General features: G+C 36.6%; 25 protein-coding genes and 3 other annotated features. Of the genes, 6 read left to right on the forward strand and 19 right to left on the reverse strand.

Annotated elements, in window-relative coordinates:
• Positions 1-46 precede the first annotated feature (46 nt).
• Positions 47-886 (reverse strand): helix-turn-helix transcriptional regulator, encoded by an 840-nt coding sequence (locus tag EKQ63_RS24285; RefSeq protein ID WP_087954143.1) that lies wholly within the window; start codon positions 884-886, stop codon positions 47-49.
• 104 nt (positions 887-990) lie between these two features.
• On the opposite strand from EKQ63_RS24285, the gene EKQ63_RS24290 reads away from it, so the two are divergent.
• Together EKQ63_RS24290 and EKQ63_RS24295 are read left to right on the forward strand one after the other, a co-directional pair.
• Positions 991-2,208, forward strand: coding sequence for an MFS transporter (locus EKQ63_RS24290; RefSeq protein WP_087954142.1), 1,218 nt, complete (start codon positions 991-993; stop codon positions 2,206-2,208).
• The gene (locus tag EKQ63_RS24295; protein ID WP_087996679.1) at positions 2,195-2,590 is read left to right on the forward strand and encodes a carboxymuconolactone decarboxylase family protein; all 396 of its coding nucleotides are present in this window, start codon (positions 2,195-2,197) and stop codon (positions 2,588-2,590) included. The genes EKQ63_RS24290 and EKQ63_RS24295 overlap by 14 nt, the downstream gene beginning before the upstream one ends.
• A gap of 57 nt (positions 2,591-2,647) precedes the next feature.
• On the opposite strand, the gene pheT is transcribed toward EKQ63_RS24295, so the two are convergent.
• From pheT to EKQ63_RS24310, 3 genes are all read right to left on the reverse strand, one after another.
• Positions 2,648-5,068, reverse strand: a complete 2,421-nt coding sequence (gene pheT, locus EKQ63_RS24300; protein WP_143881585.1) for a phenylalanine--tRNA ligase subunit beta — start codon at positions 5,066-5,068, stop codon at positions 2,648-2,650.
• Between the two features lie 18 nt (positions 5,069-5,086).
• Positions 5,087-6,121 (reverse strand): phenylalanine--tRNA ligase subunit alpha, encoded by a 1,035-nt coding sequence (gene pheS / locus EKQ63_RS24305; RefSeq protein ID WP_000388219.1) that lies wholly within the window; start codon positions 6,119-6,121, stop codon positions 5,087-5,089.
• 43 nt (positions 6,122-6,164) lie between these two features.
• Positions 6,165-6,393 (reverse strand) — a binding site (T-box leader).
• Positions 6,394-6,441: 48 nt separating this feature from the next.
• Positions 6,442-7,239, reverse strand: coding sequence for a TrmH family RNA methyltransferase (locus EKQ63_RS24310; RefSeq protein ID WP_002037206.1), 798 nt, complete (start codon positions 7,237-7,239; stop codon positions 6,442-6,444).
• Positions 7,240-7,321: 82 nt separating this feature from the next.
• Between EKQ63_RS24310 and sspI the strand changes: the two genes are divergently transcribed.
• From sspI to EKQ63_RS24325, 3 genes are all read left to right on the forward strand, one after another.
• Complete coding sequence (sspI, locus tag EKQ63_RS24315; protein ID WP_000009513.1) at positions 7,322-7,531, forward strand: small acid-soluble spore protein SspI; 210 nt, start codon at positions 7,322-7,324, stop codon at positions 7,529-7,531.
• A 327-nt stretch (positions 7,532-7,858) separates the two neighbouring features.
• Positions 7,859-8,416, forward strand: coding sequence for an HD domain-containing protein (locus EKQ63_RS24320; protein WP_087954140.1), 558 nt, complete (start codon positions 7,859-7,861; stop codon positions 8,414-8,416).
• 140 nt (positions 8,417-8,556) lie between these two features.
• Positions 8,557-9,270, forward strand: a complete 714-nt coding sequence (locus EKQ63_RS24325; RefSeq protein WP_087954139.1) for a CPBP family intramembrane glutamic endopeptidase — start codon at positions 8,557-8,559, stop codon at positions 9,268-9,270.
• 137 nt (positions 9,271-9,407) lie between these two features.
• Here EKQ63_RS24325 and EKQ63_RS24330 read toward each other — a convergent pair whose 3' ends face one another.
• Together EKQ63_RS24330 and EKQ63_RS24335 are read right to left on the reverse strand one after the other, a co-directional pair.
• Entirely contained in the window at positions 9,408-11,207 is a 1,800-nt protein-coding gene (locus EKQ63_RS24330; protein WP_087954138.1) for a DHA2 family efflux MFS transporter permease subunit, read from the reverse strand.
• Between the two features lie 12 nt (positions 11,208-11,219).
• Positions 11,220-11,873: an HlyD family secretion protein gene (locus EKQ63_RS24335; RefSeq protein WP_016086016.1), complete on the reverse strand. Its 654-nt coding sequence runs from the start codon at positions 11,871-11,873 to the stop codon at positions 11,220-11,222.
• A 297-nt stretch (positions 11,874-12,170) separates the two neighbouring features.
• Here EKQ63_RS24335 and EKQ63_RS24340 point away from each other — a divergent pair, with 297 nt between their 5' ends.
• Positions 12,171-12,788, forward strand: coding sequence for a TetR/AcrR family transcriptional regulator (locus EKQ63_RS24340; RefSeq protein WP_087954137.1), 618 nt, complete (start codon positions 12,171-12,173; stop codon positions 12,786-12,788).
• Between the two features lie 40 nt (positions 12,789-12,828).
• On the opposite strand, the gene EKQ63_RS24345 is transcribed toward EKQ63_RS24340, so the two are convergent.
• The 13 genes from EKQ63_RS24345 to coaE all read right to left on the reverse strand — a co-directional run bounded on the left by EKQ63_RS24345 (position 12,829) and on the right by coaE (position 25,628).
• Positions 12,829-13,914, reverse strand: a complete 1,086-nt coding sequence (locus EKQ63_RS24345) for a M42 family metallopeptidase (protein WP_087954136.1) — start codon at positions 13,912-13,914, stop codon at positions 12,829-12,831.
• 69 nt (positions 13,915-13,983) lie between these two features.
• Positions 13,984-14,475, reverse strand: coding sequence for a dUTP diphosphatase (locus EKQ63_RS24350; RefSeq protein WP_000365050.1), 492 nt, complete (start codon positions 14,473-14,475; stop codon positions 13,984-13,986).
• A gap of 469 nt (positions 14,476-14,944) precedes the next feature.
• Positions 14,945-15,301, reverse strand: a complete 357-nt coding sequence (gene rplT / locus EKQ63_RS24355; RefSeq protein ID WP_001138362.1) for a 50S ribosomal protein L20 — start codon at positions 15,299-15,301, stop codon at positions 14,945-14,947.
• A gap of 37 nt (positions 15,302-15,338) precedes the next feature.
• Positions 15,339-15,539 (reverse strand): 50S ribosomal protein L35, encoded by a 201-nt coding sequence (gene rpmI / locus EKQ63_RS24360; protein WP_001125945.1) that lies wholly within the window; start codon positions 15,537-15,539, stop codon positions 15,339-15,341.
• A gap of 21 nt (positions 15,540-15,560) precedes the next feature.
• Complete coding sequence (gene infC / locus EKQ63_RS24365) at positions 15,561-16,064, reverse strand: translation initiation factor IF-3 (protein WP_000973214.1); 504 nt, start codon at positions 16,062-16,064, stop codon at positions 15,561-15,563.
• A gap of 62 nt (positions 16,065-16,126) precedes the next feature.
• Positions 16,127-16,247 (reverse strand) — a sequence feature (ribosomal protein L20 leader region).
• A gap of 210 nt (positions 16,248-16,457) precedes the next feature.
• Positions 16,458-18,395: a threonine--tRNA ligase gene (gene thrS, locus EKQ63_RS24370; protein WP_000786083.1), complete on the reverse strand. Its 1,938-nt coding sequence runs from the start codon at positions 18,393-18,395 to the stop codon at positions 16,458-16,460.
• A gap of 47 nt (positions 18,396-18,442) precedes the next feature.
• Positions 18,443-18,671, reverse strand: a binding site (T-box leader).
• Positions 18,672-18,702: 31 nt separating this feature from the next.
• Positions 18,703-19,584, reverse strand: coding sequence for a putative sporulation protein YtxC (ytxC, locus tag EKQ63_RS24375; RefSeq protein ID WP_000569618.1), 882 nt, complete (start codon positions 19,582-19,584; stop codon positions 18,703-18,705).
• Positions 19,585-19,864: 280 nt separating this feature from the next.
• Entirely contained in the window at positions 19,865-20,803 is a 939-nt protein-coding gene (gene dnaI / locus EKQ63_RS24380; RefSeq protein ID WP_000400101.1) for a primosomal protein DnaI, read from the reverse strand.
• 33 nt (positions 20,804-20,836) lie between these two features.
• Entirely contained in the window at positions 20,837-22,243 is a 1,407-nt protein-coding gene (locus tag EKQ63_RS24385; RefSeq protein ID WP_087954135.1) for a replication initiation and membrane attachment family protein, read from the reverse strand.
• A gap of 127 nt (positions 22,244-22,370) precedes the next feature.
• Positions 22,371-22,832 (reverse strand): transcriptional regulator NrdR, encoded by a 462-nt coding sequence (gene nrdR / locus EKQ63_RS24390; protein WP_001203687.1) that lies wholly within the window; start codon positions 22,830-22,832, stop codon positions 22,371-22,373.
• A 284-nt stretch (positions 22,833-23,116) separates the two neighbouring features.
• A complete protein-coding gene (speD, locus tag EKQ63_RS24395) occupies positions 23,117-23,500 on the reverse strand; it encodes an adenosylmethionine decarboxylase (RefSeq protein ID WP_002003660.1) in 384 nt (127 codons plus the stop codon).
• Positions 23,501-23,887: 387 nt separating this feature from the next.
• Positions 23,888-24,916, reverse strand: a complete 1,029-nt coding sequence (locus EKQ63_RS24400; RefSeq protein ID WP_087954134.1) for a glyceraldehyde-3-phosphate dehydrogenase — start codon at positions 24,914-24,916, stop codon at positions 23,888-23,890.
• 109 nt (positions 24,917-25,025) lie between these two features.
• Positions 25,026-25,628 carry a dephospho-CoA kinase gene (gene coaE / locus EKQ63_RS24405; RefSeq protein ID WP_143881586.1) on the reverse strand — a complete coding sequence of 201 codons (603 nt, stop codon included), beginning with the start codon at positions 25,626-25,628 and terminating at the stop codon, positions 25,026-25,028.
• Positions 25,629-25,679: the final 51 nt, after the last annotated feature.

The raw sequence follows: 25,679 nt of genomic DNA on the forward strand, positions 1-25,679 counted from the left end.
ATATTTAAACGATTTCCATGAGAGATTAATTCTCTACCGTATTATTCTAATTTACTTTTAATAATTCTTTCATCTTCATTTCTGTATCTTCCTCTGTACGTGGCTGATAAATTGTAAGCTTTAATTCAGGTGCATCATAAACCTGGAGTGTAACATGATCCATAACTAACGTTCCTACGGCAGGATGTAAAAGTACTTTCCGACCAATAGGTGTTCCTTGCACTTCATGATTTGACCACCACATACGAAATTCACTACTTCTTTCCGTAAGTTCCTCAATCACATTTTTAAACCACTCGTCCCCAATAAATTGTGTATATGTAGCGCGGAACTGTGCAATTAAACGCTGTGCATGATTTTCCCAGTTTTCAAATAGTTTACGGTATTCTTTTGATGTAAAACAACGCCACACCGCATTTCGATTTCTCTCATCCATTTCACCAAAATCACCAAATACAACGCTGGCAGCCTTATTCCAATGAACAATGTTAAGTTTTTCATCAATTACATAAGCAGGACAAAATTGTAATTGATCTAGTAATCCCTCTAAAACCCCATTTATATGTCCAGCAATCGGCTTCCTTATTTGAGAAGGTAGTGAAAGATTTGCCAATAAAATCAAATGGTTTCTTTCTTCTCCCTCCAACCGAAATACACGAGAAATTGACTCTATAACTTCTTGAGAAACTTGGATATCACGCCCTTGTTCTAACCATGTATACCATGTCAATCCAATTCCCGCTAATTGTGCAACTTCTTCTCGTCTTAATCCTTTTGTTTTTCTTCGCTGACCAATTGGTAAATTAAATTGCTCAGGAGTCAACCTAGCGCGGCGGCTTTTCAAAAAATCTGCTAGTTCCTTCCTTCTATCTGCATCGCTTAACATATAATATTCCCCTTTATTAGTGGTAGTTTTTATACCAGTATAAATACACTCCTATTTTCATTATAAACCTACCTTTATCTTAATAAGTAAAGGAGGTGAATTTTATGATAATAAAAAATATAGAAACACATTCTTTTGAACTAACACAGCGATTTGTTTTATTTATGGCGGTAATATGTGGTTTTACAGTAGCAAACGTATATATAAATCAAACCCTTTTAGTAAGCATAGCCCATACTTTTCATGTTTCAGAAACTAGAATCGGTATTGTTGCTACCGTAACCCAAGTCGGATATGCATTAGGAAATCTCTTTATAGTTCCTTTAGGGGATATACTTGAGAGAAAAAAATTAATTTTAATTTTATTGTCTCTCATTTGTATTAACTTAGCTTTAGCCGCTTTCTCAACAGATATGACTTGGCTAATTGTAGCTAATTTTATTCTTGGATTTGTTACAATCATCCCCCAGATTGTAATCCCTTTCGTCTCTCAATACGCCACTGATCAAAATAGAGGTCAAATTTTAGGAAATGTATCTATCGGTCTAGTTTGTGGCATTTTAGGAGCTCGATTAATTAGTGGATTCATTGATATTCACTTCGGATGGCGAACTGTTTATGGGATTTTTTTCATAAGTACTTTCATTCTTATATTATTAGTGAAAATGTATTTCCCTAAAGGAGATAAGACTCATCACATGCAATATAAAAAGCTTCTCTTTTCTTTCATTCCACTCTTGTTGCAAGAGAAAATGTTACGAAAGGCTTGTTTAAGTCAAGGGATGGTATTTGGAGCTTTCAGTGTTTTTTGGACTACACTTATTTTCTTATTAACCACACATCCTTATCATTACGGAAGCTCTACTGTTGGATTAATCGGTTTAGTAGGAATAGTAGGAGCATTTGCAACACCTATTATCGGGCGCATTATAGATAAAAAAGGAGCCATATTTGCGAACGCTTTATGTACGTCTATTTCATTTTTTTCTTTTTTACTATTTTTGTTTTCAGGGTACTGGTTACCAGGACTCATTGTAGGGGCTCTTTTACTTACAGCTGGCACTCAAGCAAATCAAGTAGCTTGTCAAGCACACCTTTTCCAATTACATCCTGAGAAACGAAGTAGTTTGAACGGCATATACATGGTGGCAACATTTCTCGGTGGGTCTATAGGCTCTTACTTCGGACTGCTCGTCTGGAGCAAATGGCAGTGGACCGGAGTATGTATTCTTGGAATTTCCATGATAAGTATTACACTAATCTCATTTATAAAGGTGCCTCACTATACTAGAAAGGAAGATGTATGTAATGAAAAATCCTAGTGTGAATTATGAAAAAGGAATGAAAATTTTAGCAAAAATCGCTCCTGAACATTACCAAAAGATCGTAAATAACCTTGCAGATTCTGTTGCACCTGATTTAGGAACATTAGCTGTCGAGTTTAACTACGGTCAAATTTTTGCCAGACCAGGTCTCGACTTGAAATCCCGATTACTTGCGACCGTTGCTGGATTAACAGCTTTAGGCAATGCTGAACAACTGAAATTTTATATAAACGGAGCTTTAAACGTCGGATGGACAGAAGAAGAAATCATTGAAGTAATGATGCAGATGATTATATATGCCGGATTTCCTGTAGCATTAAATACCATTTTAACGGTTGCTACCGAAGTATTTACAGAACGAAAAACAGATACAATGTAATAAAAAATAAAAAGGTTGAGTCCCCTTCAATGGGTACTCAACCTTTTTATTTAAAAATTACTTACGTAACTCCGCACCAAATTTCTCTTCTACCGCTGTTAATACACGGTTATGTGCTTCTGTTACTTCTTCGTCTGTTAACGTACGTTCTGCATCGAAGTAAGTCATAGAGAATGCAAGTGATTTCTTGCCTTCTTCCATTTTTTCACCTTCGTATAAGTCAAATAGTGTTACGTCTTTCAGAAGTTCTCCACCAGCTTCAGCAATAACTTGCTTCATTTCGCCAGCTTTTGTTTCTTTCGTTACGACAACAGCCATGTCACGTGTCATAGATGGGAAACGTGGAATTGCTGCGTAGTAAGTTTCTTCTGCGTCTGCACCAAATACTTTTACAAGAGATAGTTCGAATACGAATGTATTTTTCACATCTAATTGTTTTTCTGCTTCTGGGTGCAATTGACCGATGAAACCAATTACTTCGCCATCTAATACGATGTCAGCTGTACGACCTGGGTGCATACCTTCACGTTTTGCTGGTGCATATGTGATTTGGTTTGAAACACCAAGTACGTCGAATAGTCCTTCTAGTACACCTTTCACAACGAAGAAGTCTACTACTTTTTTCTCACCTTGCCATGCATGGTGAAGAGCAAGACCTGTCATAACACCCGCAAGATGTTGTTCTTCTTTCGGAAGTTCTCCTTCTTCTGTCGGTAAGAAGATAGAACCTACTTCGTATAAAGCAACGCTATCGTTTTTACGAGCGACATTGTATGAAACTGCTTCTAACAATTGTGGCACTAAGCTTAAACGAAGTTGGCTGCGTTCTTCACTCATTGGAAGTGCAAGAGCTACAGGCGCTTTTTCGTTTGGCTCCACCATATATTGTTTCGCTTTGTCAGCGCTTGTTAATGAATACGTGATTGCTTCATATAAACCAGCACCTTCTAAGAAGCGACGTACTTTACGACGTTTCGTTTGTGCTGCTGTTAATTTACCACGAGTCATTGTTCCAGAAGGTAATGTAACTGGAATGTGGTCATAACCGTATAGACGGCCCACTTCTTCTACTAAGTCTTCTGAAATTGTAATATCAGGACGACGTGCTGGTACATTCACGTGGAATGTTCCTTCTACTTCTGTGAATGGGAATTTTAAGTTTGTAAACATTGTACCCATTTCACTTGCAGAAATATTCGTACCTAATACACGGTTTACTTTTTCAGCAGTAACAGATACTGTACGCTCTTGTACTTGTAAGTTATCAGCTTCTACTACACCTTCAAGTGCTTCTCCGCCAGCGTATTTCGCCATTAAAGCAGCTGCGTGTTGAATTGCTTCAAATGTACGTGTTGGGTCGATTCCTTTTTCGAAACGTGCACTTGATTCACTACGAAGACCTAAGTCTTTTGATGTACGACGCACTGTTTGACCTACAAAGTATGCAGACTCAATTAAAACGTTTACTGTCTCATTTGTAACTTCAGAATCCGCTCCGCCCATTACACCAGCAACAGCTAAAGCTTTTGTGCCGTTTGTAATGACAAGGTGGTGGCTTTGTAATGTACGTTCTTGATCATCTAACGTTTCAATTTTTTCGCCTTCTTTTGCAAGACGAACAACGATTTCTTTTGAACCTAATTTATCGTAATCGAATGCATGTAACGGTTGACCGTATTCCATTAGAATGTAGTTTGTAATATCAACTACGTTGCTAATTGGACGAATGCCAGCTGCCATAAGTCGAGTTTGCATCCACATTGGTGATGGACCAATTTTTACGTTCTTCACCATTTTTGCAATGTATAATGGATTTTCTTCTTTCGCTTCTACACTTACAGAAATGTAATCAGCAGTTTTTTCTGCTGTTTCTTGTAAGTCGATAGCTGGAAGTTTTACTTCACGGCCGTAAATAGCAGCTACTTCATATGCAACACCTAACATGTTTAAGCAATCTGCACGGTTTGGTGTTAAACCAAGCTCAAGTACTTCATCATGTAAGTTTAAAATTTCAAGTGCATCTGCACCAACTTCAGCGTCACTTGGGAAGATGAAGATACCATCTGCATATTCTTTTGAAACTAACTTTCCATCAATGCCAAGCTCTTGAAGAGCACAAACCATACCGTGAGAAGCTTCACCACGTAGTTTTGCTTTTTTGATTTTGAAATTACCAGGAAGTACAGCGCCAACTTTTGCAACTGGTACTTTTAAACCTTTTGCAATGTTAGCAGCACCACAAATAATTTGAACTGGCTCTTCTTCACCAATATCGATTAAGCATTTGCTTAACTTATCAGCTTCTGGGTGTTTTTCACATTCTAATACGTGACCAACTACAACACCTTTTACACCTTTATTTAATACTTCAACACCTTCTACTTCAATACCACTTTTCGTGATTTTGTCTGCTAGTTCTTGTGCCGTTACATCTTTAATATCTACATACTCTTGTAACCAACGATATGATACGAACATACTTATCCTCTCCTTCCCTTACGCTCGTTTGAATTGTTGTAAGAAACGTACATCATTTGTATAGAAATGACGAATGTCATCTACGCCGTATTTCAACATTGCGATACGCTCTGCGCCCATACCGAATGCGAAACCTTGATATTCTTTTGAATCATAACCAGCCATTTCAAGTACGTTCGGGTGAACCATACCTGCGCCTAAAATTTCAATCCAACCAGTTCCTTTACAAGTGCCGCAACCTTTGCCATGACACATCATACAAGAAATATCCATCTCTACAGATGGCTCTGTGAATGGGAAGAAACTTGGACGAAGACGGATTTCACGATCTTCACCGAACATCTTTTTCACGAATACTTGCAGTGTACCTTTTAAGTCACTCATACGAATATTTTTATCAATTACAAGACCTTCAATTTGCATGAACTGGTGTGAATGCGTCGCATCATCGTCATCACGGCGATACACTTTACCAGGACAAATAATTTTAATTGGGCCTTTTTCTTTATTATTTTCCATCGTACGTGCTTGCACAGAAGATGTATGTGTACGTAGTAACGTTTCTTCTGTAATGTAGAATGTATCTTGCATATCACGTGCTGGGTGATCTTTCGGTAAGTTTAATGCTTCGAAGTTGTAGTAGTCTTTTTCTACTTCTGTTCCTTCCGCTACTTCATAACCCATACCGATGAATACATCTTCAATTTGTTCAACAACAGCTGTTAACGGATGGTGACAACCTGTTTCAACAGGACGACCTGGCAATGTAACATCAATTGTTTCAGTTGCTAATTTCGCTTCAATTACTGCTTTTTCTAAGTTGCTGATTTTGTCGTCTAGACGCGTTTGAATCGCTTCACGTACTTCATTTACTAGTGCTCCCATACGTGGACGCTCTTCTGCTGATAATTTTCCCATGCCGCGTAATACTTCTGTAATTGGGCCTTTTTTTCCTAAATACGCTACGCGTACGTCGTTTAAGCCTTTTAGCTCTTTCGCTTCTTCAATAAGCTCTAACGCTTTTTGCTTTAGCTCTTTTAAACGTGCTTCCATTTGGAACCCTCCTAATTTTAAAAATAAAAAAACCTCGCTCCCAAAAAGGGACGAGGTAAATTCGCGGTACCACCCTAAATTGACAGAACATGTCTGCCCACTCATTAGTTATAACGATCAATTCTGACCGGAACGCCTTTACATATACATGGTCCTGGCGTCAACTCCAGAGGTGAATTCACTTCCGTCTACCATAAGAATGCTTTCAGTCTACGGCATTCTCTCCCTATATGGCGATTTTGTAAGCTACTCTTCTCTATCAACGTTTTTCGTTATTTAACTTTTAATATAATGTACTTCAACTTATTATAAGAAGTTTTTTATTTGTTCGCAACCGGGCTTTGCAAATAATACGTTAAAATCCCTGCTGCAACTGCAACATTTAATGATTCTGCCCCGCCGTAAATCGGAATATACAAGTTTTGATCCGTTTTTGCAAGAATTTCTTGGCGTACGCCGTTTCCTTCATTTCCTACAATTAATGCAAAGCTACCAGCTGGTGTTACTTCCCCGTACGGAACTCCATTTTCAAGAGCTGTTCCATATACAGGAACGTTATTTTCTTTTAGTTTGTCTACCCATTCTTCTAAGTTTCCTTTTACAATTGGTAAGTGGAAAATAGAACCTTGTGTAGAGCGGAGTACTTTACTATTATATGCATCAACACAACCTTCTCCAAGCACAACGGCATGAATACCAGCTGCATCAGCTGTACGAATAATTGTCCCTAAGTTACCTGGGTCTTGCAGGCCATCTAATAAAAGAAACTTCCCATCAGTAAGAGCTACTTCACTCTCGTGTTTCTCACAAACAGCAAATACACCTTGCGTCGTTTCTGTTTCACGAAGTACTTTTACGATTGCTTCCGGTACGATATACATTTCTACATCATTAACTGTCCAATCTTTCGGAAGGTCTGTCTGATCTGAAACGATAAGTTCTGTTACAACTCCTGCTTTTAAAGCTTCCTCCACTAAATGGAATCCTTCTACAAAAAATAAACCTTTTTTATCGCGCTCTTTCTTCGTCTGCAGCTTTTTCCACTGCTTCACACGCGGATTTTGTACTGAATCAATGTTTTTCATAATATGTATTTCCCTCTCTTCTTGTCTTATCATTATAGCCTATTTTTCATACATATTTACATAAAAAAGAACAAAAACTAACGTCAGTTTCAATTCTGAAGAAGAGGTGAAAACAATGAGTTTTAATTTACGCGGTGCTGTATTAGCAAATGTATCTGGTAATACACAAGATCAATTACAAGAAACAATTGTCGATGCAATTCAAAGCGGTGAAGAAAAAATGCTTCCAGGTCTTGGTGTTTTATTTGAAGTCATTTGGAAAAACGCCGATGAAAATGAAAAGCACGAAATGTTAGAAACACTAGAGCAAGGATTAAAAAAATAAGCAATTTGAAAATCACCTTTGCATAAGCTAAGGTGATTTTTTTGCGAAAAAATTTTTCTTCTCCTAAACATTTCTACTTTACTAACGAACTATGATGGAGTACAATGTTCAAAATACATTTAAACCGATCGATTTTTCTTCATATACACCATAAGATAAAGTGAAACTTTAATTAGTGGGGAGGGGTATTCATCCCCACTAATTATTAGTTGAACCAATCGGGCTTTTACGGGCAGTTGATTCCTCACCTAACTTCCTCGTATTCGCTGAATTTTGAATTAGGAATCTTACTGCCCGTTAAAGCGGGATAAAAGGAGTGAATGTTTTATGCACCGTATTACGCTTGAACAAGTTTTTAAACACCATATTACACAAAAATACGTAAATCGTTCTGGAATGGTCCACGCGATCGCTGTCGCTTACCATGCGTTTCACCTAGCCAAAAAGCATCACGCCTCAGTCGATGCTGCCACAAAAGCTGGCTTCCTTCATGATATCGGACATCATACGTGGTACACAGGCGGCGAATGGGACTATGATTTATATAAAAAGAATGATATACACGCAATTAAAGGAGCAGAAAGAGCTCATAAATTGCTTATTAGATTAGGAGAGCACCCTAAACTAGCAAAAGAAATTTCTATCGCAATTCTTCTTCATACAGATTCTTTCTTAGTACAGCAAGAAATTGAACGAACGTCTCTTCAAAATATTATTAAATGGGCAGACGAAGCAGATGAAGAACCAGGCGGAGCGCATCATTATCGAACAATTTCTTATGAAAAAGCACTTAAAGCAATTCAGCAATTAGATCGATTGGTAGAGCGTGAATTGCAAATAGAGCAAGCAAAATTGAATAACAAGACAGAACATAGTTATCAATGAGAAAGAGGCATCACTACAGGGTGATACCTCTTTTATTATTTTATGGAAAATACACCTTTATATGTAATATTTAAATATTACATCCGAAAATAAGATACTTTATAGTTAAATATATAAATATAAAGGGGTGGTTTAAACATATGCAACCTACTACACAACTTCCGCACGAACAAAAACAATCCATGGCATGGGGACAATTTATCCCCTCTACTCTATTTGCATTTTGGGGCACTGGTTTTATAACTGCATTCCTTATACTCCCACTAATAATGTATAAAAGTATATTTGCAGATAAAACACAAATCGCCTTATACGAATCTATTATAGATACGACAGGTACTGCACTACAACTGATTATTCTATTGTTTTTTATATTTAAATACGAGCCTGCCAAAAGATTATTATTACCATCATTTGACTTTAGTGTATTAAAAAAATGTCGTACATACGCATACTTGTTCATTATCTTTTCATTAAGTATCCTTTTCAATTTATTCGTATTACAACACATATTTCCAGATGCATCAAAAGAACAATCGTCTGCGTTAAACTTACATATTTTAAGCCAATATCAAATATTGTTACTTATCGGGTCCGCAATACTTACACCCATTTTTGAAGAACTCATTTTCAGAGGTTTTATGCTTCGCTTCTTCTCAGAACGGTTCCCATTCTGGATTGCTGCAATTTTGACAAGTTTATTTTTCGGAGCCGCCCATACATACTCACTCGGGATAATGGTGAGTGCGTTCTTCGCAGGGCTAATGATGGCTTTTTTATACAGGAAAACAAATTCCATCATTCCAACCATACTATTTCATATTATAAATAATATAGTAGCACTTTTAAGTTAAAGAGAGATATCATCACGATTTCTCTTTTTACTCTTTTATAACAACTTCAAATTCCTCTTTCTTCAACATTTTTCAATAATTCGGATCGTTATTTCTCATTTATTTATTAATAATATCCAAAATAAAAAGCAGGGAAATTAATTCCCTGCTTTTCTATTTGGTTTATTGCCTGATGGTAAGAAGAATGATAACACCCAAGCAATCCCTGCGAGTATCGTTGCAATTAAGAAGGCATCGTTAATACCGTTAATTGCAGATAGCTTTGAAATTTGTCCATATAATAGCTGTGTACTCATCGCATCTCCTGCTTGCGCTGATCCAGCTAAGGCCGCTAAGCTTTGCCCCATGCCATGTACTTTATCAACTAAAATTGGATTTGAAGTTGTTAACATGTTGCCGTAATCTGCTACGTGAGCAGTTGTTTGTTGCGTCATAAGTGTGATTAAAATCGCTGTTCCGATTGAACCAGCTACTTGTCTTGATGTATTTTGCGTTGCTGTACCGTGAGAAATTAATTTCATCGGCAGTGCATTCATACCAGCTGTCATAATTGGCATCATAATGAATGACATACCAATTGAACGTATAATATAGTCCGTCATAATAACGCTATATGGCGTATCCATTGATAACTTTGTAAATTCATATGTGGCAAACGTTGTAATAGCTAATCCAACAATCGCTAACGGACGAATTCCATATTTATCAAATAGTTTACCTGCAATAGGTCCCATGATTCCCATAATTAATGAACCTGGAAGTAATAATAAACCTGATTCAATTGGCGTGAAGCCACGAATGTTTTGCAGATATACTGGAAGCAATAACATACCTCCGAATAATGCCATCGTAACGATTGCATTAATTACTAAAGTAAAAGTAAATACTGGATATTTAAATACTTGTAAATCAAGCATTTTATTGTCTGTTGTTAACTCTCTCCAAATAAATAATGCTAAACCAATTACACCGATAATAAGTGAAATAACAACTTCGGCACTAGTCCAACTATTATTTCCAGCTTCACTAAATCCGTACAATAAGCTTCCTAGTCCAATACTTGAACTAACCACACCAAATACATCTAATTTCGTTTTAGATACTGGCTGAGCTAGTGTAAAGAATTTTAAAGATAGGAAGGTAATAATTAAACCGATAATAAACATCGCATAGAACATTAAGTTCCAGCTGTAGTTTTCAATTACCCAACCTGTTACAGTTGGTCCGATAGCTGGAGCTAAAATCATCGCTACACCTAGTAATCCCATCGCTGCTCCGCGCTTATGAGGCGGGAATAATGTCATGAAGATATTCATACCAACCGGCATTAAAATACCTGCACCGACCGCTTGAATAATACGACCTGTCATCATCATTGTAAAGTTTCCTGATGTAGCACAAATGATAGATCCTACAGTAAAGAATAACATTGCTGCTACGAATAATTTACGATACGTAAATCGTGAAACTAAAAAGGCACTAATCGGTACTAAAATACCATTTACAAGCATGAATCCTGTAATTAACCATTGTGCTGTTGAAGTTGATACGTTAAATTCATTCATTAACGGTGGCAATGCAACGTTAATAATTGTTTGGTTTAAAATAGAAACGAACATACCGAGAATTAATACTGTTACAACTGCTTTTACATTTACATTCTCTATAGGCATAGACGTTTGTTTTTTCGGCATTTCTTTTTCTTGTTTTACTTCTTCTTGCTTGCTTGTTTCTAACTCAACCACATTAGAAATTTCTACTTCTTGCTTTTGTTCATTTTCTTTCTCTTCTGTTTCTACCTTACTTACTTCTATTTTACTTACGGCTGGGACTTGTTCTTCTCCCACGTTCGTTTTTTTCTTTCGTAAAAGACGATTTACAAGGAAGAAGACGATTATACAAAATAGTGCATATCCTACAATTGCAATTGAGGACATCTCATCTCCCCCTTACTTATGAATACGAACTGACACATTCATTCCAGGAACAATATTTACTGATTTACTATGATCTAAAGAAATTTTAACTGGTACAACTTGCTTTACTTTCGTATAGTTCGCCGTTGCGTTACTTGATGGTAACATTGAGAATGTGTTCGCTGTTGTTAAGCCAACTTGTTCTACTTTACCTGTTAATGTTGTATCTGGGTATGCATCTACATACACATCTACTGTTTGACCTTTTTGAACATCATCAATTACTGTTTCTTCAATATTTGCTGTTACCCATAAATTGTTCATATCAAATGCATAAGCAATTGGGCTACCCGCTCCAACGAAAGCATTTGTCGTTGCGTTTGATTGTACAACTGTTGCATTTTGCGGAATTGTTACATCCACTGTTTGTTCCCCATTTGCTGCCGCTACAGTAACAGCACCTAATTTGTCGTTCTCATTGTAGTTCTTACCTACTTCAGCTTTCCAGTCCGTTAATTTACCTGCTACTGGTGAAGCGATCGGAATTACCTTTCCATCAATTTTTGCATTGTCTGTTTTTAAGTAATTTTCCGTTTGGTTGTAATAGTAGTAACCGCCAATACCGCCACCAACTAGTACAATTAATGTGATAATGTTGATAATTACCATTCTTCGAAACTGATTCATTGCATTCCTCTCCTTATATCGCATATAATTTTTTTCTAAACTATTTATGTCCTTATTGTTTAGATTGTTTAATTGTTAATTATATTAACCTTTTAACAAAAAAATCACACCATCTGCAGCGTAAATCGAAATTTATCTACCTGCGAGCGGTGCTGATTTCTGAAGGACTATCGTTTATAATTATAAATAATTATTTTAAATCTACAACCGACAATTTACATATGAAATGTCGTTTAAACAACAATATAATACCAATATGTTGTTTAAGTATAGAAAATTAAACGAGGGGAAGTAAAAATGTCTATTAAAAATACAAATGATCCACGTGTAAAACGGACGAGACAACTCATACAGGATGCTTTTGTCGCTTTAGTAGGCGAAAAAGGGTTTGAAAATGTAACTGTTCAACATATTGCAGAACGTGCTCCTGTAAATCGTGCTACGTTTTATAGCCATTATCACGATAAATATGACTTATTAGACAAAAGCATTGAAGAAATGTTAGAGAAGTTAACAGAAGTCATTAAACCGAAAAATAGAAATAAAGAAGATTTTCAACTTACATTTGATTCACCACATCCAAGTTTTTTGGCCTTGTTCGAACATATTGCAGAAAATGCGAACTTCTATAACGTTATGCTTGGTGATAAAGCTGCCGGAAATTATACGTATAAAATGATGAAAGCAATTCAAACACATTTAACATTAAGCCTCTCTATTTCACAACCTAACGATGAAAAACTAATGGTTCCACGTGATATCCTTATTAGTTACGTTACTGGCGCTCACCTTGGAATGATTATGTCATGGCTAAAAAAAGGAATGATATATACCCCACATTTTATGGCTATGCAATTAACTCGTTTAATCATTTTAGGGGCTCATACCGCAGCTGGATTAGAACGGCCTTTTTAAAACATAAAAAAGCGAAGGAGAGGCTCCTTCGCTTTTTCTATTAATTAAATGTAATGTTATGTACTGCCTCTTTATCAAGACGTTTAATAACTTCTACAATTAACTTCACTGCATTTTCATAGTCATCACGGTGTAACATTGCCGCATGAGAATGAATGTAACGCGTTGCAATCGTAATGGCCATAGACGGAATACCATTTACAGCAATATGAATTGCACCTGCATCCGTTCCGCCGCCCGCTACTGAATCATATTGGTATGGAATTTCCAATTCGTCAGCAACATCAACTACAAAGTCACGTAAACCTGTATGACCAATAACAGAAGCATCATATAAAATAATCTGTGGTCCATCACCCATTTTACTTTGCGCTTCTTTTGACGTTACACCAGGTGTGTCACCAGCGATACCAACATCGACTGCGAACGCGATATCTGGTTTAATATAGTTTGCAGATGTTTTTGCACCACGAAGACCGACTTCTTCTTGTACAGTCCCGACGCCATATACAACGTTTGGATGCTTTTCATCTTTTAATTGTTTTAACACGTCAATTGCAATTGCACAACCAATTCGATTATCCCATGCTTTCGCAAGTAACATTTTTTCATTCTTCATCACTTGGAATTCAAAATAAGGTACAACTTGATCTCCTGGTCGTACGCCCCACTCCATTGCTTCTTCTTGGCTAGAAGCACCAATATCAATGAACATGTCTTTAATGTCAACTGGCTTTTTACGCGCTTCTGGAGGTAAGATATGAGGTGGTTTTGAACCGATAACACCTGTTACATCTCCTTTACGCGTTACAATTGTTACGCGCTGTGCAAGCATAACTTGTGACCACCAACCACCAACTGTTTGGAAACGAAGGAAACCTTTGTCATCAATTTGCGTAATCATAAAGCCAACTTCATCTAAATGACCTGCAACCATAATTTTCGGGCCGTTTTCTTCCCCTACTTTTTTCGCAACTAAACTTCCTAAATTATCAGTAGAAAGTTCGTCCGCAAACGGCTCAATATATTTCTTCATTACTTCACGTGGTTCACGCTCGTTACCCGCAATACCACGTGCATCTGTTAATTCTTTTAGCATTGTCAATGTCTCGTCTAATTTTGTCATTGCCAACACCCTCCTTTTTCTTCAGTCACTTCATTATACAAAAGGAAATTGAAATATTCAAAAATTAACTTAGTATCCTTGTGTTTGACGCTGATGATTTACTTCATTTTTATCTAAATATGCCTTTTCAATCTCTTCTTGTTCAAACTCAAGTGCTTGTCCAAGTCGAAGGTAGCTTGTAAATAATTCAATATAGTTCGTAATAGATGGTTGATCTGTAAAACGAATTACCTTCGCATATGTGTCTAAGAAAATTTCTACTTGTGTTTTATTCGTCTGTGCACACTTATAGAATAGGAAGTTTTTATCAATACCTAAATCAATTCCGATTGATAAAATAAAATGCAAACCATCGACGTATTCTTCTAATATTACTTCACGTTCTGATGCTGGTTTGTTGCTCCAATATTTAAAACAACGTGTTTCATTTGCAAGTTCTCCAATTTCTACAAGAAGAGCTAACATTTTTTCTTTTAACAACTTTTTCGGTTGTAAGTCATGTTCTTTCGCAATACGGTCATCTAATTCTTTTTGTAATTTAAATAGTTGTAGTAAGTCCACTCTATTGTCCTCCTCCAACATCGCATTTTACGCAACAATGTTGTTTCATTTCAAAGTTCATTATTATTTTTCGTTTCTTATTAATAAGTAAGCCATTTACCTCTTTACAAAATAGCTTGTCCTTAATTTACAAATACGTTTCAATCATCACGATTAGATTGTTCACTCCGATTGGTGATAGATATTCATTATCTGTGTATTGTCCACTAATGAAAATGTTATTTTATCTGATGAAAGTTCCATATCATCTTTCCATTATAGCAGTGTCGTTTCACCTAGGAAAGATACTCTTCTTTCCAAAGGGGCATAATAAAAAAAAGCCAGAAGGATTCTCCTGACTTCATATGTATATTCTTCTATATTGCTATAGCTTTTATATGGGTTTTGTCATATCGATAACGACATCGCGCTCTTTGTATACAAACAAAAAACCTTAGAAGAAAATTCTTCTAAGGTTTCAACTAATTAATTAGTTAATGTTGTTTTTTGCAACTGTTGCTAATTCAGCGAAAGCTTTTTCGTCATGAACAGCTAAGTCAGCAAGCATCTTGCGGTTAACTTCGATGCCAGCATTTTTAAGACCGTGCATTAAGCGGCTGTAAGAAAGACCATTCATACGAGCTGCTGCATTGATACGTGTAATCCATAATTTACGGAAGTCACGTTTCTTTTGACGGCGGTCACGGAATGCATACATTAGAGATTTCATAACCTGTTGGTTAGCAACCTTGAATAATGTATTTTTTGAACCGTAGTAACCTTTTGCTAATTTAATTACTTTTTTACGACGTTGACGAGTAACTGTACCACCTTTTACTCTTGGCATAATATTACCTCCTAATTGTTCTATATATCAGCCGAACTTATTTTAAGTTGTCAAGCATTTGACGAATGCGTTTGAAGTCACCAGCGCTTACTACACCAGCTTTACGTAGTTTACGTTTAGCTTTTGTAGATTTGTTAGCGAATAAATGGCTTGTGTAAGCGTGAGAACGTTTCAGTTTACCTGATCCAGTCTTTTTGAAACGCTTTGCAGCGCCGCGATGAGTTTTTTGTTTAGGCATAGGTATTTCCTCCTCTATCTATTACTTATCGTTTTTCGGTGCTAAAACTAAGAACATACTGCGTCCTTCCATTTTAGGCTTAGATTCGATTGTACTAACTTCAGCACAAGCTTCTGAGAAGCGATCTAAAACACGTTGACCGATTTCTTTATGAGTAATGGCACGTCCTTTAAAGCGAATTGACGCTTTAACCTTGTCGCCTTTCTCTAAAAACTTGATAGCATTACGAAGTTTTGTGTTAAAGTCGTGTTCATCAATTGTTGGACTTAAACGAACTTCTTTCATGCTAATTACTTTTTGATTTTTGCGCTGTTCTTTTTCTTTCTTCTGTTGCTCAAAGCGGAATTTACCGTAGTCCATAATGCGGCATACTGGCGGTTTCGCATTTGGAGCAACTAATACTAAATCAAGATTAAGATTTGCAGCTAAGTCTAAAGCGTCATTACGAGACTTGATTCCAAGTTGATCGCCATTTGCGCCAACTAAACGTACTTCACGTGCACGAATTTGCTCGTTAATCATCATATCCTTGCTAATAGTAAGCCACCTCCAAGGTTTTCTCAGAACATAGTTTGTAGTCATAGAACCCGACAAAAAAAGTGCGGGCATACGACACCCACACTTGTAAAATCTTAAGTAAGAAATACATTTACCTGTAAACTGCGAATGCGTCCATCAGGTGAGAAGCGGGTGCTTCTACTTGTTCCACAAAACAATATTCTATTATCCTTGATGAGTTTATCATAGGACATGACGTCTGTCAAGAAGACGCGATGTGTTTTACTAACAACAAGAAATATTGTAACAAACAACTAACATACTTGCAATACTTTTTTACGATAAGTGTTACATGGTTTTTTTTTCTAATTTCCCTTACTCATATTACATAGAAAAGCCGCGGTATACCGCGGCTTTTTCTTATCGTTTTCCTTCTACTTTAATCATATCAACAAAAGCATCTAATGCGATTGTTTCTGATTTTTGTTCACCGTATTTACGTACGTTTACGCCGTTTTCAGTTACTTCATTGTCACCTACTACAAGCATGTACGGAATTTTTTGCATTTGTGCTTCACGGATTTTGTAACCAATTTTCTCTTCACGAGTATCTAATTCAACACGGATACCAGCACGGCGTAATTCATCTTGTACTTTCTTCGCATAGTCTAAATGTACTTGCGGAGAAACTGGAATTACTTGTACTTGAACTGGAGCTAACCAAGTTGGGAATGCACCTTTGTATTCTTCAATTAAGAAGGCTACGAAACGTTCCATAGTAGATACAACACCACGGTGAATTACAACTGGACGATGTTGTTTACCGTCTTCACCAACGTAAGATAGTTCAAAGCGTTCTGGAAGTAAGAAGTCTAATTGTACAGTTGAAAGTGTTTCGTCTTTTCCAAGAGCAGTACGAACTTGAACGTCAAGTTTCGGACCGTAGAATGCCGCTTCACCTTCAGCTTCGTAGTAATCAAGACCCATTTCATCCATAGCTTCTTTTAACATACCTTGTGCTTTTTCCCACATCTCATCATCAGCATAGTACTTTTTAGTATCTGCTGGGTCGCGATAAGATAGACGGAATGAGTAGTTCTCTAACCCGAAATCTTTGTACACTTCTAGAGTTAGGTTTACAACACGTTTTAACTCTTCTTTAATTTGATCTGGGCGTACGAAAATGTGCGCATCGTTTAAAGTCATTCCGCGTACACGCTGTAATCCAGATAACGCACCTGACATTTCATAGCGGTGCATTGTTCCAAGTTCCGCAATACGGATTGGTAATTCACGGTAGCTGTGAATATCGTTTTTATAAACCATCATGTGGTGAGGGCAGTTCATTGGACGAAGAACTAACTCTTCATTATCCATTTCCATTGATGGGAACATACCATCACGGTAGTGGTTCCAGTGACCAGAAGTTTCATAAAGCTCTCTGCTTCCTAGTACTGGAGTGTATACGTGATCATAGCCTAAGCTTGCTTCTTTATCAACGATGTAACGCTCGATAATACGGCGGATTGTTGCACCCTTTGGTAACCAAAGTGGTAAACCTTGTCCTACTTTTTGGCTATTAGTAAATAGTTTTAATTCTTTACCTAATTTACGGTGATCGCGCTCTTTCGCTTCTTCAAGCATACGTAAGTGCTCATCTAATTCTGCTTTCTTAACAAATGCAGTACCGTAAATACGTTGTAGCATTTTATTATTGCTATCGCCGCGCCAGTAAGCACCCGCAACGCTTAATAATTTAAATACTTTAATTTTCCCTGTAGATGGAAGGTGAACACCACGGCAAAGGTCGAAGAATTCGCCTTGCTCATAGATTGAAATAACTGCATCTTCTGGAAGATCGTTAATTAAATCTAATTTTAACTCATCGCCGATTTCTTCAAAGCGACGAATTGCTTCTGCACGTGGCACTTCATGACGAACGATTTCTAAGTTCTCGTTCACAATTTTTTGCATTTCTTTTTCGATTTTCTTGAAGTCTTCAACTGTAATTGCTTCTTCCATATCAATATCGTAGTAGAAGCCATTTTCAATTACTGGACCAATACCAAGCTCAACTTTAACATCTTTATATAAACGTTTTAACGCTTGTGCTAAAAGGTGAGCTGTTGAGTGGCGTAAAATATATAAGCCATCTTCAGAATCTAATGTAATGATAGAAACTGCACCATCTTCTTCGATTGGTGTAACAAGATCGATCATCTCATCATTTAATTTTCCAGCCACAGCTTTTTTCTTTAAGCCTGGGCTAATAGAAGCTGCGATTTCTTCAGTTGTTACGCCTTTTGGAAACTCCTTCACAGCTCCATCAGGGAAAGTAATTTTAACTACATCTGCCATCACTGGTCACTCCTCTTTTTCTCAAAATAAAAAACACTCATCCCGTAAAAAGGGACGAGTGTTGAATTCGTGGTTCCACCCTTGTTCCAATTAACATAATTGTTAATTGCTCAAGTTCAACATAACGGTGTTGTCCGTTAGCAATTACTAGAAAAACCGTTCACTGCTAAAGTTTAGAGGTGGTAAGTAATAATCCCGTACTAGGAAGCTCACACCCTAAGGCTTCCCTCTCTGAAAATCGTAGAAAACTACTCATGTCCTCATCATGACATTTCAATATATTTCATTTATGTAGGTAATTATATGCTCAAAAACTTAGAAAATCAAGGGCGTTACCTTTATTTTTTAAATTTTTCACATTGCGCTCAAACTCATGTAATCCATGTAATTGTACCCGTTCTTGAAATACATTTCGCAAAGTAATAATCATATTATGATCTTGTTCTTTCGTATATAAATAAATTTTTTTCGGCGAAATAGAAAGAAGTGGTGCAATTACTTTCGTATCAATATATACATCCTTTTGTTTTAATAAGTCTTCATCTATATATTGAACCAATTTCTCTTGTTTTAAACGTCTACCTTTATCATCATAGAAAATAAAACTTTCATCAAAAATAAGATGGACACATGACAAACGTGATTTCCGGCTACGAACTTGTTGCCGGAGTGTCTCAATAAACATTTGATATTCTTGTTCTAACTTATACTCATCAATCGCCACTTCAGCAAGCTTAGCTACCATTTCCCTATATGTACGAAGACGAAAACGAACATATGATGAAAACGAGAATGAAAGTGGATCACAAAGCCAGTTATTTAAAGAGGATTTAATATATGATTCAAATGTGTGACGTGTTAATTCACGAGCAATTCCTTTTCTTCTTCCTTTTAAAATCTCTTGTGCCATATGCAATATCTGATGACACTCTTCCTCTTCTTCATAAAAAAACTTCTCTTTTAAGATTGTATATATCCACTCATTTTGTTTCACATTCACAATGAAATATACCATTACTGGCAATAAAATCTTTTCAATATAATTTGATTCACATACTGGTATGTGAATCACCACTTTTTGTTCCTGTAAATACACACTCGTTTCCTTATATAACAGTTCCGCTCTTTTCAGTAGTTGTCTATATACATGCATAGCATCATTTTTTTCTTCGAAGCAAATTTCAATCACTTTTGTCCCCCCTTTTATCCCTGCTCTAAAGGACTGTATCTATACGTTACAAATCCTATAAGAGTCCGTCCCGCGTGAAAGTTCACTCTTAGTAGAATTACATTTCCTATCGTTAGAAAATCCACTCGATATGGCTTGCTAATTTTATATATATTAAGGGAGGGAGAAAAAAATGATACAAGCTACTAGGAATTTTCAATAAGAACTTTTCATTTTATCATTCGACTACTTTAAAAAGCGTTTAACTACGAAAAAAAGAGCAAGCTTCTCAGCTTACTCTTTACTTATGACGACGGTTTTTCCCGCCAATTGGAATTGGTTTCGCTAAATATTTAATTCGCTCCATAATACGAGCTGCTTTCATTTCTTCCGCTTCACCGCGCTGCGTATATGTTAAATGATGTTCTAGCTGTTTAAAATCAAAGTTAGACGTAAAGAACGTCGGTAAGTTTTCTAACATACGGAATTGCAAAATTGCACCGAGTACATCATCACGCACAAAGCTTGACATCGCTTCTGCTCCAATATCATCTAACATTAAAACTTGTACGCGTTTCACTGCATCAATCTTTTCCCCAATTGAATTATCTTGAATCGAACTTTTAATTTCACGTAGAAATTCAGGGAAGTATACAAGCATCGAACTTATTTTCTTTCGAGCAAGCTCATTCGCAATTGCTCCTAACAAATACGTTTTCCCTACACCAAATTTACCGTACAAATATAAACCTTGTACTTTTTTACCAGGTTCATATGTACTTAAAAACTCATTAGCTGCACCAATTGCATCAATACGCGCATCTAAATCTGAAGGGTCTAAGTTTTCCATCGTTGCTTGTAAAATATCAGTTGGCATATATACACTTTGAACGAGCTTTTCATATTTCTTCCTCTCGTCATATGCTACTTTTCTAACGCAACGATCATATTGAATATCAATCATCTTCCCTTGGATAACGAGCTTTGGCTCATATCCTTGCAGCATGTTTTTACACGAACCTAGATCCGGACAATCCGCGCAACCTACACTTTGTCCAATATATTCGTATAATTTCACAAGACTGCGTTCAATCATAGACGTTGTTACTTCCCCTTTATGTTCGTCTATAAATTCTTTCACACGCGGATGTGCCATTACTTCCGCCTTTAATACTTCATATCTATTTTTAAAATTTTCATTTTCCATTAACTTTGCAAATGAATTTTGAATATGCTCCATTTTCTCACCTCAAAGAGCGTTCATTCTCTTCTATTAATCACGCTTATATTTTTTTAACACTTCTTCTAATCGTTTTCGTTCGTCCTCTAACGTACTTGCACCTTTTTCAGCACTTACATCTTTTTTCACAGTTTCTTTCTCTTGTTCTTTCGGCTCTTCTTTCAGCCAATCTGGTACCATTTCTTTTCGTACTGTTTTCTTGGATGTACGACCTTTCTTCTTCGTCTCAGCCCATTCTTGATATTGACGATTTTCTTCTTTCGCTAATGCCATCGCTTCAGCAACTGTACCGACCTTTTTACGTGCCCAATGTCCAGCAATCTTCTCCACATACGTTTTCGCAAGTTTCATATCTGAGCGTAGCATAACGTAATAAATAAGTACATTCACAACACCTGGTGTTAACTTTTGATTCATCATTACATCTTCAACAATTTGCAAGTCAGCCTTCGTTGCCTCTGCACCGCCAGAGATTTCTTTCAATAGTTGCTTTGGTGAGATTTCCTCTAACTGTTTGATTAACATCTCTTCTTGGGATGTAGGCTCTTTTTCTTTCATCATACGTGCAGCGTGAGGCTGTACTCTTTCACTTAATACAGGTAACGCTTGACCGTTTTCGAACTGATACCAATCACGTGCTCCTTTTCTAAGCCTTTCAATATCAATTGTCTGCATCTCTGTCACCGCACCAAGAACGATATTTTGCATCGATAACACATCTACATCATACACGTAAGCAAGTGTAATGACACATTCTCGCACTTGATCTGTAATCGCCTTTTTAGGAACAAGAGCGGACAAGCCGTCTACAAATAAGGAGAAATCAAAGAAATCATTCCAAACTTTTGGAGCATCTCCCTTTTCATTACTTGGCATAGCTGTCGCTTTTGGAATACGAAGATCTTCTTGCGCATGCTCAAGCTGTCCTGGATTAAACGAACCAAATACATCATTAAAAGAACGTGTAACATTTTCATACGATACAAAATCAAATTCTTCTTCTAAGAAATATTGTTTTACTTGATTATATTTTGTCCGACTCAGTCGATTGTATAAAAAGATACTTAAAACAATATCATCAAAAAACTGCTTCGGGGATAAAGGTGGTTGCAGCTCATATATAAACATTCGAATATCTTTTTCTTTCTTAATATATACTTTCAAAAGCCCAATTGCCTCTAACTTTACTCGTTCCTCATACACTTCGGGAAGTTGCATTTGCATGGTCACCATAAGGGAATGATGCGTATTCTCTTTTCCAAACACACGATCTTGCTCTAACTCTCCCCATAGCGTCATGTACAAGCTAAAAGCTCTACTACCTATTAACGGCTGATATAACATCGTTAACACTTTTCGGTCGTAATTATGCAGTAACCCTTTCGCACTTACTTTATAACGATCAATCGGCAATAGCTCCATCCATGACTGTTTTTCCATTCTTGCTTTTCCTTTCTCTCATCCAATCTTCACTATATAATTTATTAGCGAAAAAGAGCTATTAGCTTTCGCTTCTAGCTCTCTTATCTCATTATTTACGGTATGTAAAGAGAATACAATGCAGATTCTACTCTCTTTCTTTTTGCAGTATATCTTTTAATTCTTCAATAAATACATTTAAATCTTTAAATTGGCGATATACAGAAGCAAAACGCACGTAGGCAACATCATCGATATCACGTAGTTCTTCCATAACAATTTCACCAATCATATCACTCTTCACTTCTGATATACCTAAATTACGAAGTTCACGTTCCACACTTTGAGTTACTTCTTCTAATTGTCTTAAAGATACTGGTCTTTTTTCGCACGCTTTAATTAAGCCACGTAAAATCTTTTCTTTATTAAACTCTTCTCGTGTTCCTTCTTTTTTTACAACGATAAGAGGTGACTCTTCCACTCTTTCAAATGTCGTAAAGCGGCTTAAACAGCTTTCACACTCTCTCCTTCTTCGAATAGAGCGCCCCTCGTCTACCGGACGCGAATCTAACACTCTTGTACCATTATGAGAACAGGATGGACAACGCAATATATTCACTCCTTTACACTATATTCTTTATTTTTCTCTACTTACTTCATCTGACAATATATATACATTATTATATAACTCATTCTAACTCTCTTACCACTTTAAGTTTAAACACATTATGTTATCATCTCGGTTCCAAAAATAAGATGGTAGATAGAGCATTAACTTATTCGTAAGAGCTCCATTTATTCAACTAACGAGCACATCATATTTTTCCTTTTTTATAAACTAAAAAAGAGGTGCATTATACACCTCTTTACATTTTAAATCAATTATGTTCTTTTTTAAAGAGCTTTTGTTTCTCTCTGCTTAATTTCGAAGCTACCAGTGCCTCGAGGAAGCTCGATGCTCTCACGCGTTTTCGCGTTTAAACCTTCTGCAATATATTCTGCAGCAACATTTGGATCAATACGATCCCCACAAGTATAAACATCAATACTTGCGTAACCGTGCTCCGGAAAGCTATGAATTGTTAAATGTGATTCCGAGATAATTACTACTCCACTTACACCTTGTGGTGCAAATTTATGGAAAGCAACCTCACGCACTTCAGCACCAGCTCTTAGTGCTGCATCCACAAATAATTGTTCAATATACGGCATGTCATTAAGCTTGTCGAAATCGCAATCCCAAAGTTCAGCGATCACGTGACGACCCATCGTATCCATAGTATCCATTCTACAGTTCCCCCTTGTAAATTTATTCTAACTGTTCGAATTGAAAACTAATTTGCAATTTGGCTTGCTCCACTACCACGGGGGAAAGTTAGTCCAGAGAGGTCCTAACCCTTTAAGTAGTGACTACGTACCTCAGCTCTTAAGTTTACGAGTGTTAGTATACTTTGTTTATTTTCATTTTGCAACAACAGTTTTTTCGATTTTCTGTCATATTTTCCTCTTTACTTTTCCCTAAAAAAAATAAATGATTCACGAATACAGTAACCCCAACGTTTCGTGGTATGTCCACTTCTAAAAATATACTTATATAATTTTTTTCCTTTTCAGAAAAAAATAAAAAAAAGAGGGCAAATATTCACTTGCCCTCTCCTTATTCAATTAAATATGCTGCATATTTTCTTGTTTCGCTAATTCATCCACAACTAACGTTACAAGATCTACAACACGACGAGAGTAGCCCCACTCGTTATCATACCAAGCAAGTACTTTCACTTTACGATCACCCATTACCATTGTAGATAAACCATCAATAATAGCTGAGTGTGTATTTGTATTAAAGTCAATAGATACCAAAGGCTCTTCGCTGAATTCTACAATGCCTTTTAACGCACCGTTTGCAACAGTTTTGAATGCGTCGTTAATAGCTTCAACTGTTACATCGCGTTTTACATCTACTACTAAGTCAACAAGAGACACGTTTGGTGTTGGTACACGAAGTGCCATACCATGAAGTTTTCCATTTAAATGTGGAAGAACTTTTGCTAGCGCTTTCGCAGCACCTGTCGTTGTCGGAATAATTGATTGTCCGCAAGCACGTGCTCTTCTTAAATCTTTATGTGGGTTATCAATATTTTTTTGGTCATTTGTATAAGCGTGAACTGTCGTCATTAAACCGTTTTCAATTCCAAACTGCTCATCTAACACCTTCACAACAGGTGCTAAACAGTTTGTTGTACAAGATGCATTTGAAATAACAGTATGCTTTGTAATATCTAATTGGTCTTCGTTCACACCTACTACAATTGTTACATCTTCATTTTTACCAGGCGCCGTTAAAATAACTTTTTTCGCTCCAGCTTCAACGTGAAGAATTGCTTTTTCTTTTGAATTGAATTTACCAGTTGCTTCAATTACAACTTCAACACCTAAATCTGTCCAAGGCAATTCCTTTGGATCGCGATTGTTTAAAAGGCGAATCATTTTCCCATCAACTAATAAGTGATCTTCAAATGCTTCTACTGTTCCGTCAAACTTGCCGTGAACTGTATCATATTTAATTAAATGTGCTAACGTTTCAGATGGATAGCTTGCATTGATTGCTACAATTTCGAATGCGCTTTCTTTTATTGCCTGACGAAATACCATTCTCCCAATACGTCCAAATCCATTAATTGCCACACGAGTCATAATATGTTATCCCCCTTGAATGCGTTATACTATTTATCTCCAATCCCAATAATAGTATAACACAAAAAGGGGATATGTCACTAAGCATTTTCATTAATTTCACAATTTTTTAATCAATAATGTTCCAATTCTTTAAAATCACCTGTAATTGTGTTTTCGTTCCCATAATTTTGCCATCATTATTTATCACTTCATCTGCATTTTTCACTTTTTCTTCTAACGGCATTTGAGATTGAATACGAGCTGTTGCTTCTTCTTCCGAAAAATTATTTCGCTTCATTAAACGTTCTAATTGCGTATGCGGCTTAACTGCTACAACTAAAACGCGGTCAACGAGACTTGTTAATTTACTTTCAAATAAGAGAGGAATATCTAACACAACCGCTTGCGCACCTTCTTTTATGTACATTTCCTTTTGCCTATTCATTTCCTCACGCACTGCAGGATGAACAATTTTGTTTAACTGCAATCGTTTCTCTTCATTATAGAAAACGACACTTCCTAATTTCGGCCGATCCAGTTTTCCATCTTCTTGTAATACTTCCGTTCCAAATACTTCTACAATTTTGTTATATGCTGGCTTTCCTCGTTCTACAACTTCTCGCGCAATAATATCTGCATCAATAACTGGTATATTTAGCTCGCGAAACATTTGAGATACTGTACTTTTTCCGCTTGCAATACCTCCCGTTAATCCAATTACTACTGTCATCATAACCCTCCTCATAATAAAAGGCGCGAAACTAATGTTCCACGCCCGTAC

Origin of the sequence: Bacillus sp. BD59S (assembly GCF_007363175.1) — a bacterium.
In the GTDB taxonomy this organism is placed as follows: domain Bacteria; phylum Bacillota; class Bacilli; order Bacillales; family Bacillaceae_G; genus Bacillus_A; species Bacillus_A pacificus.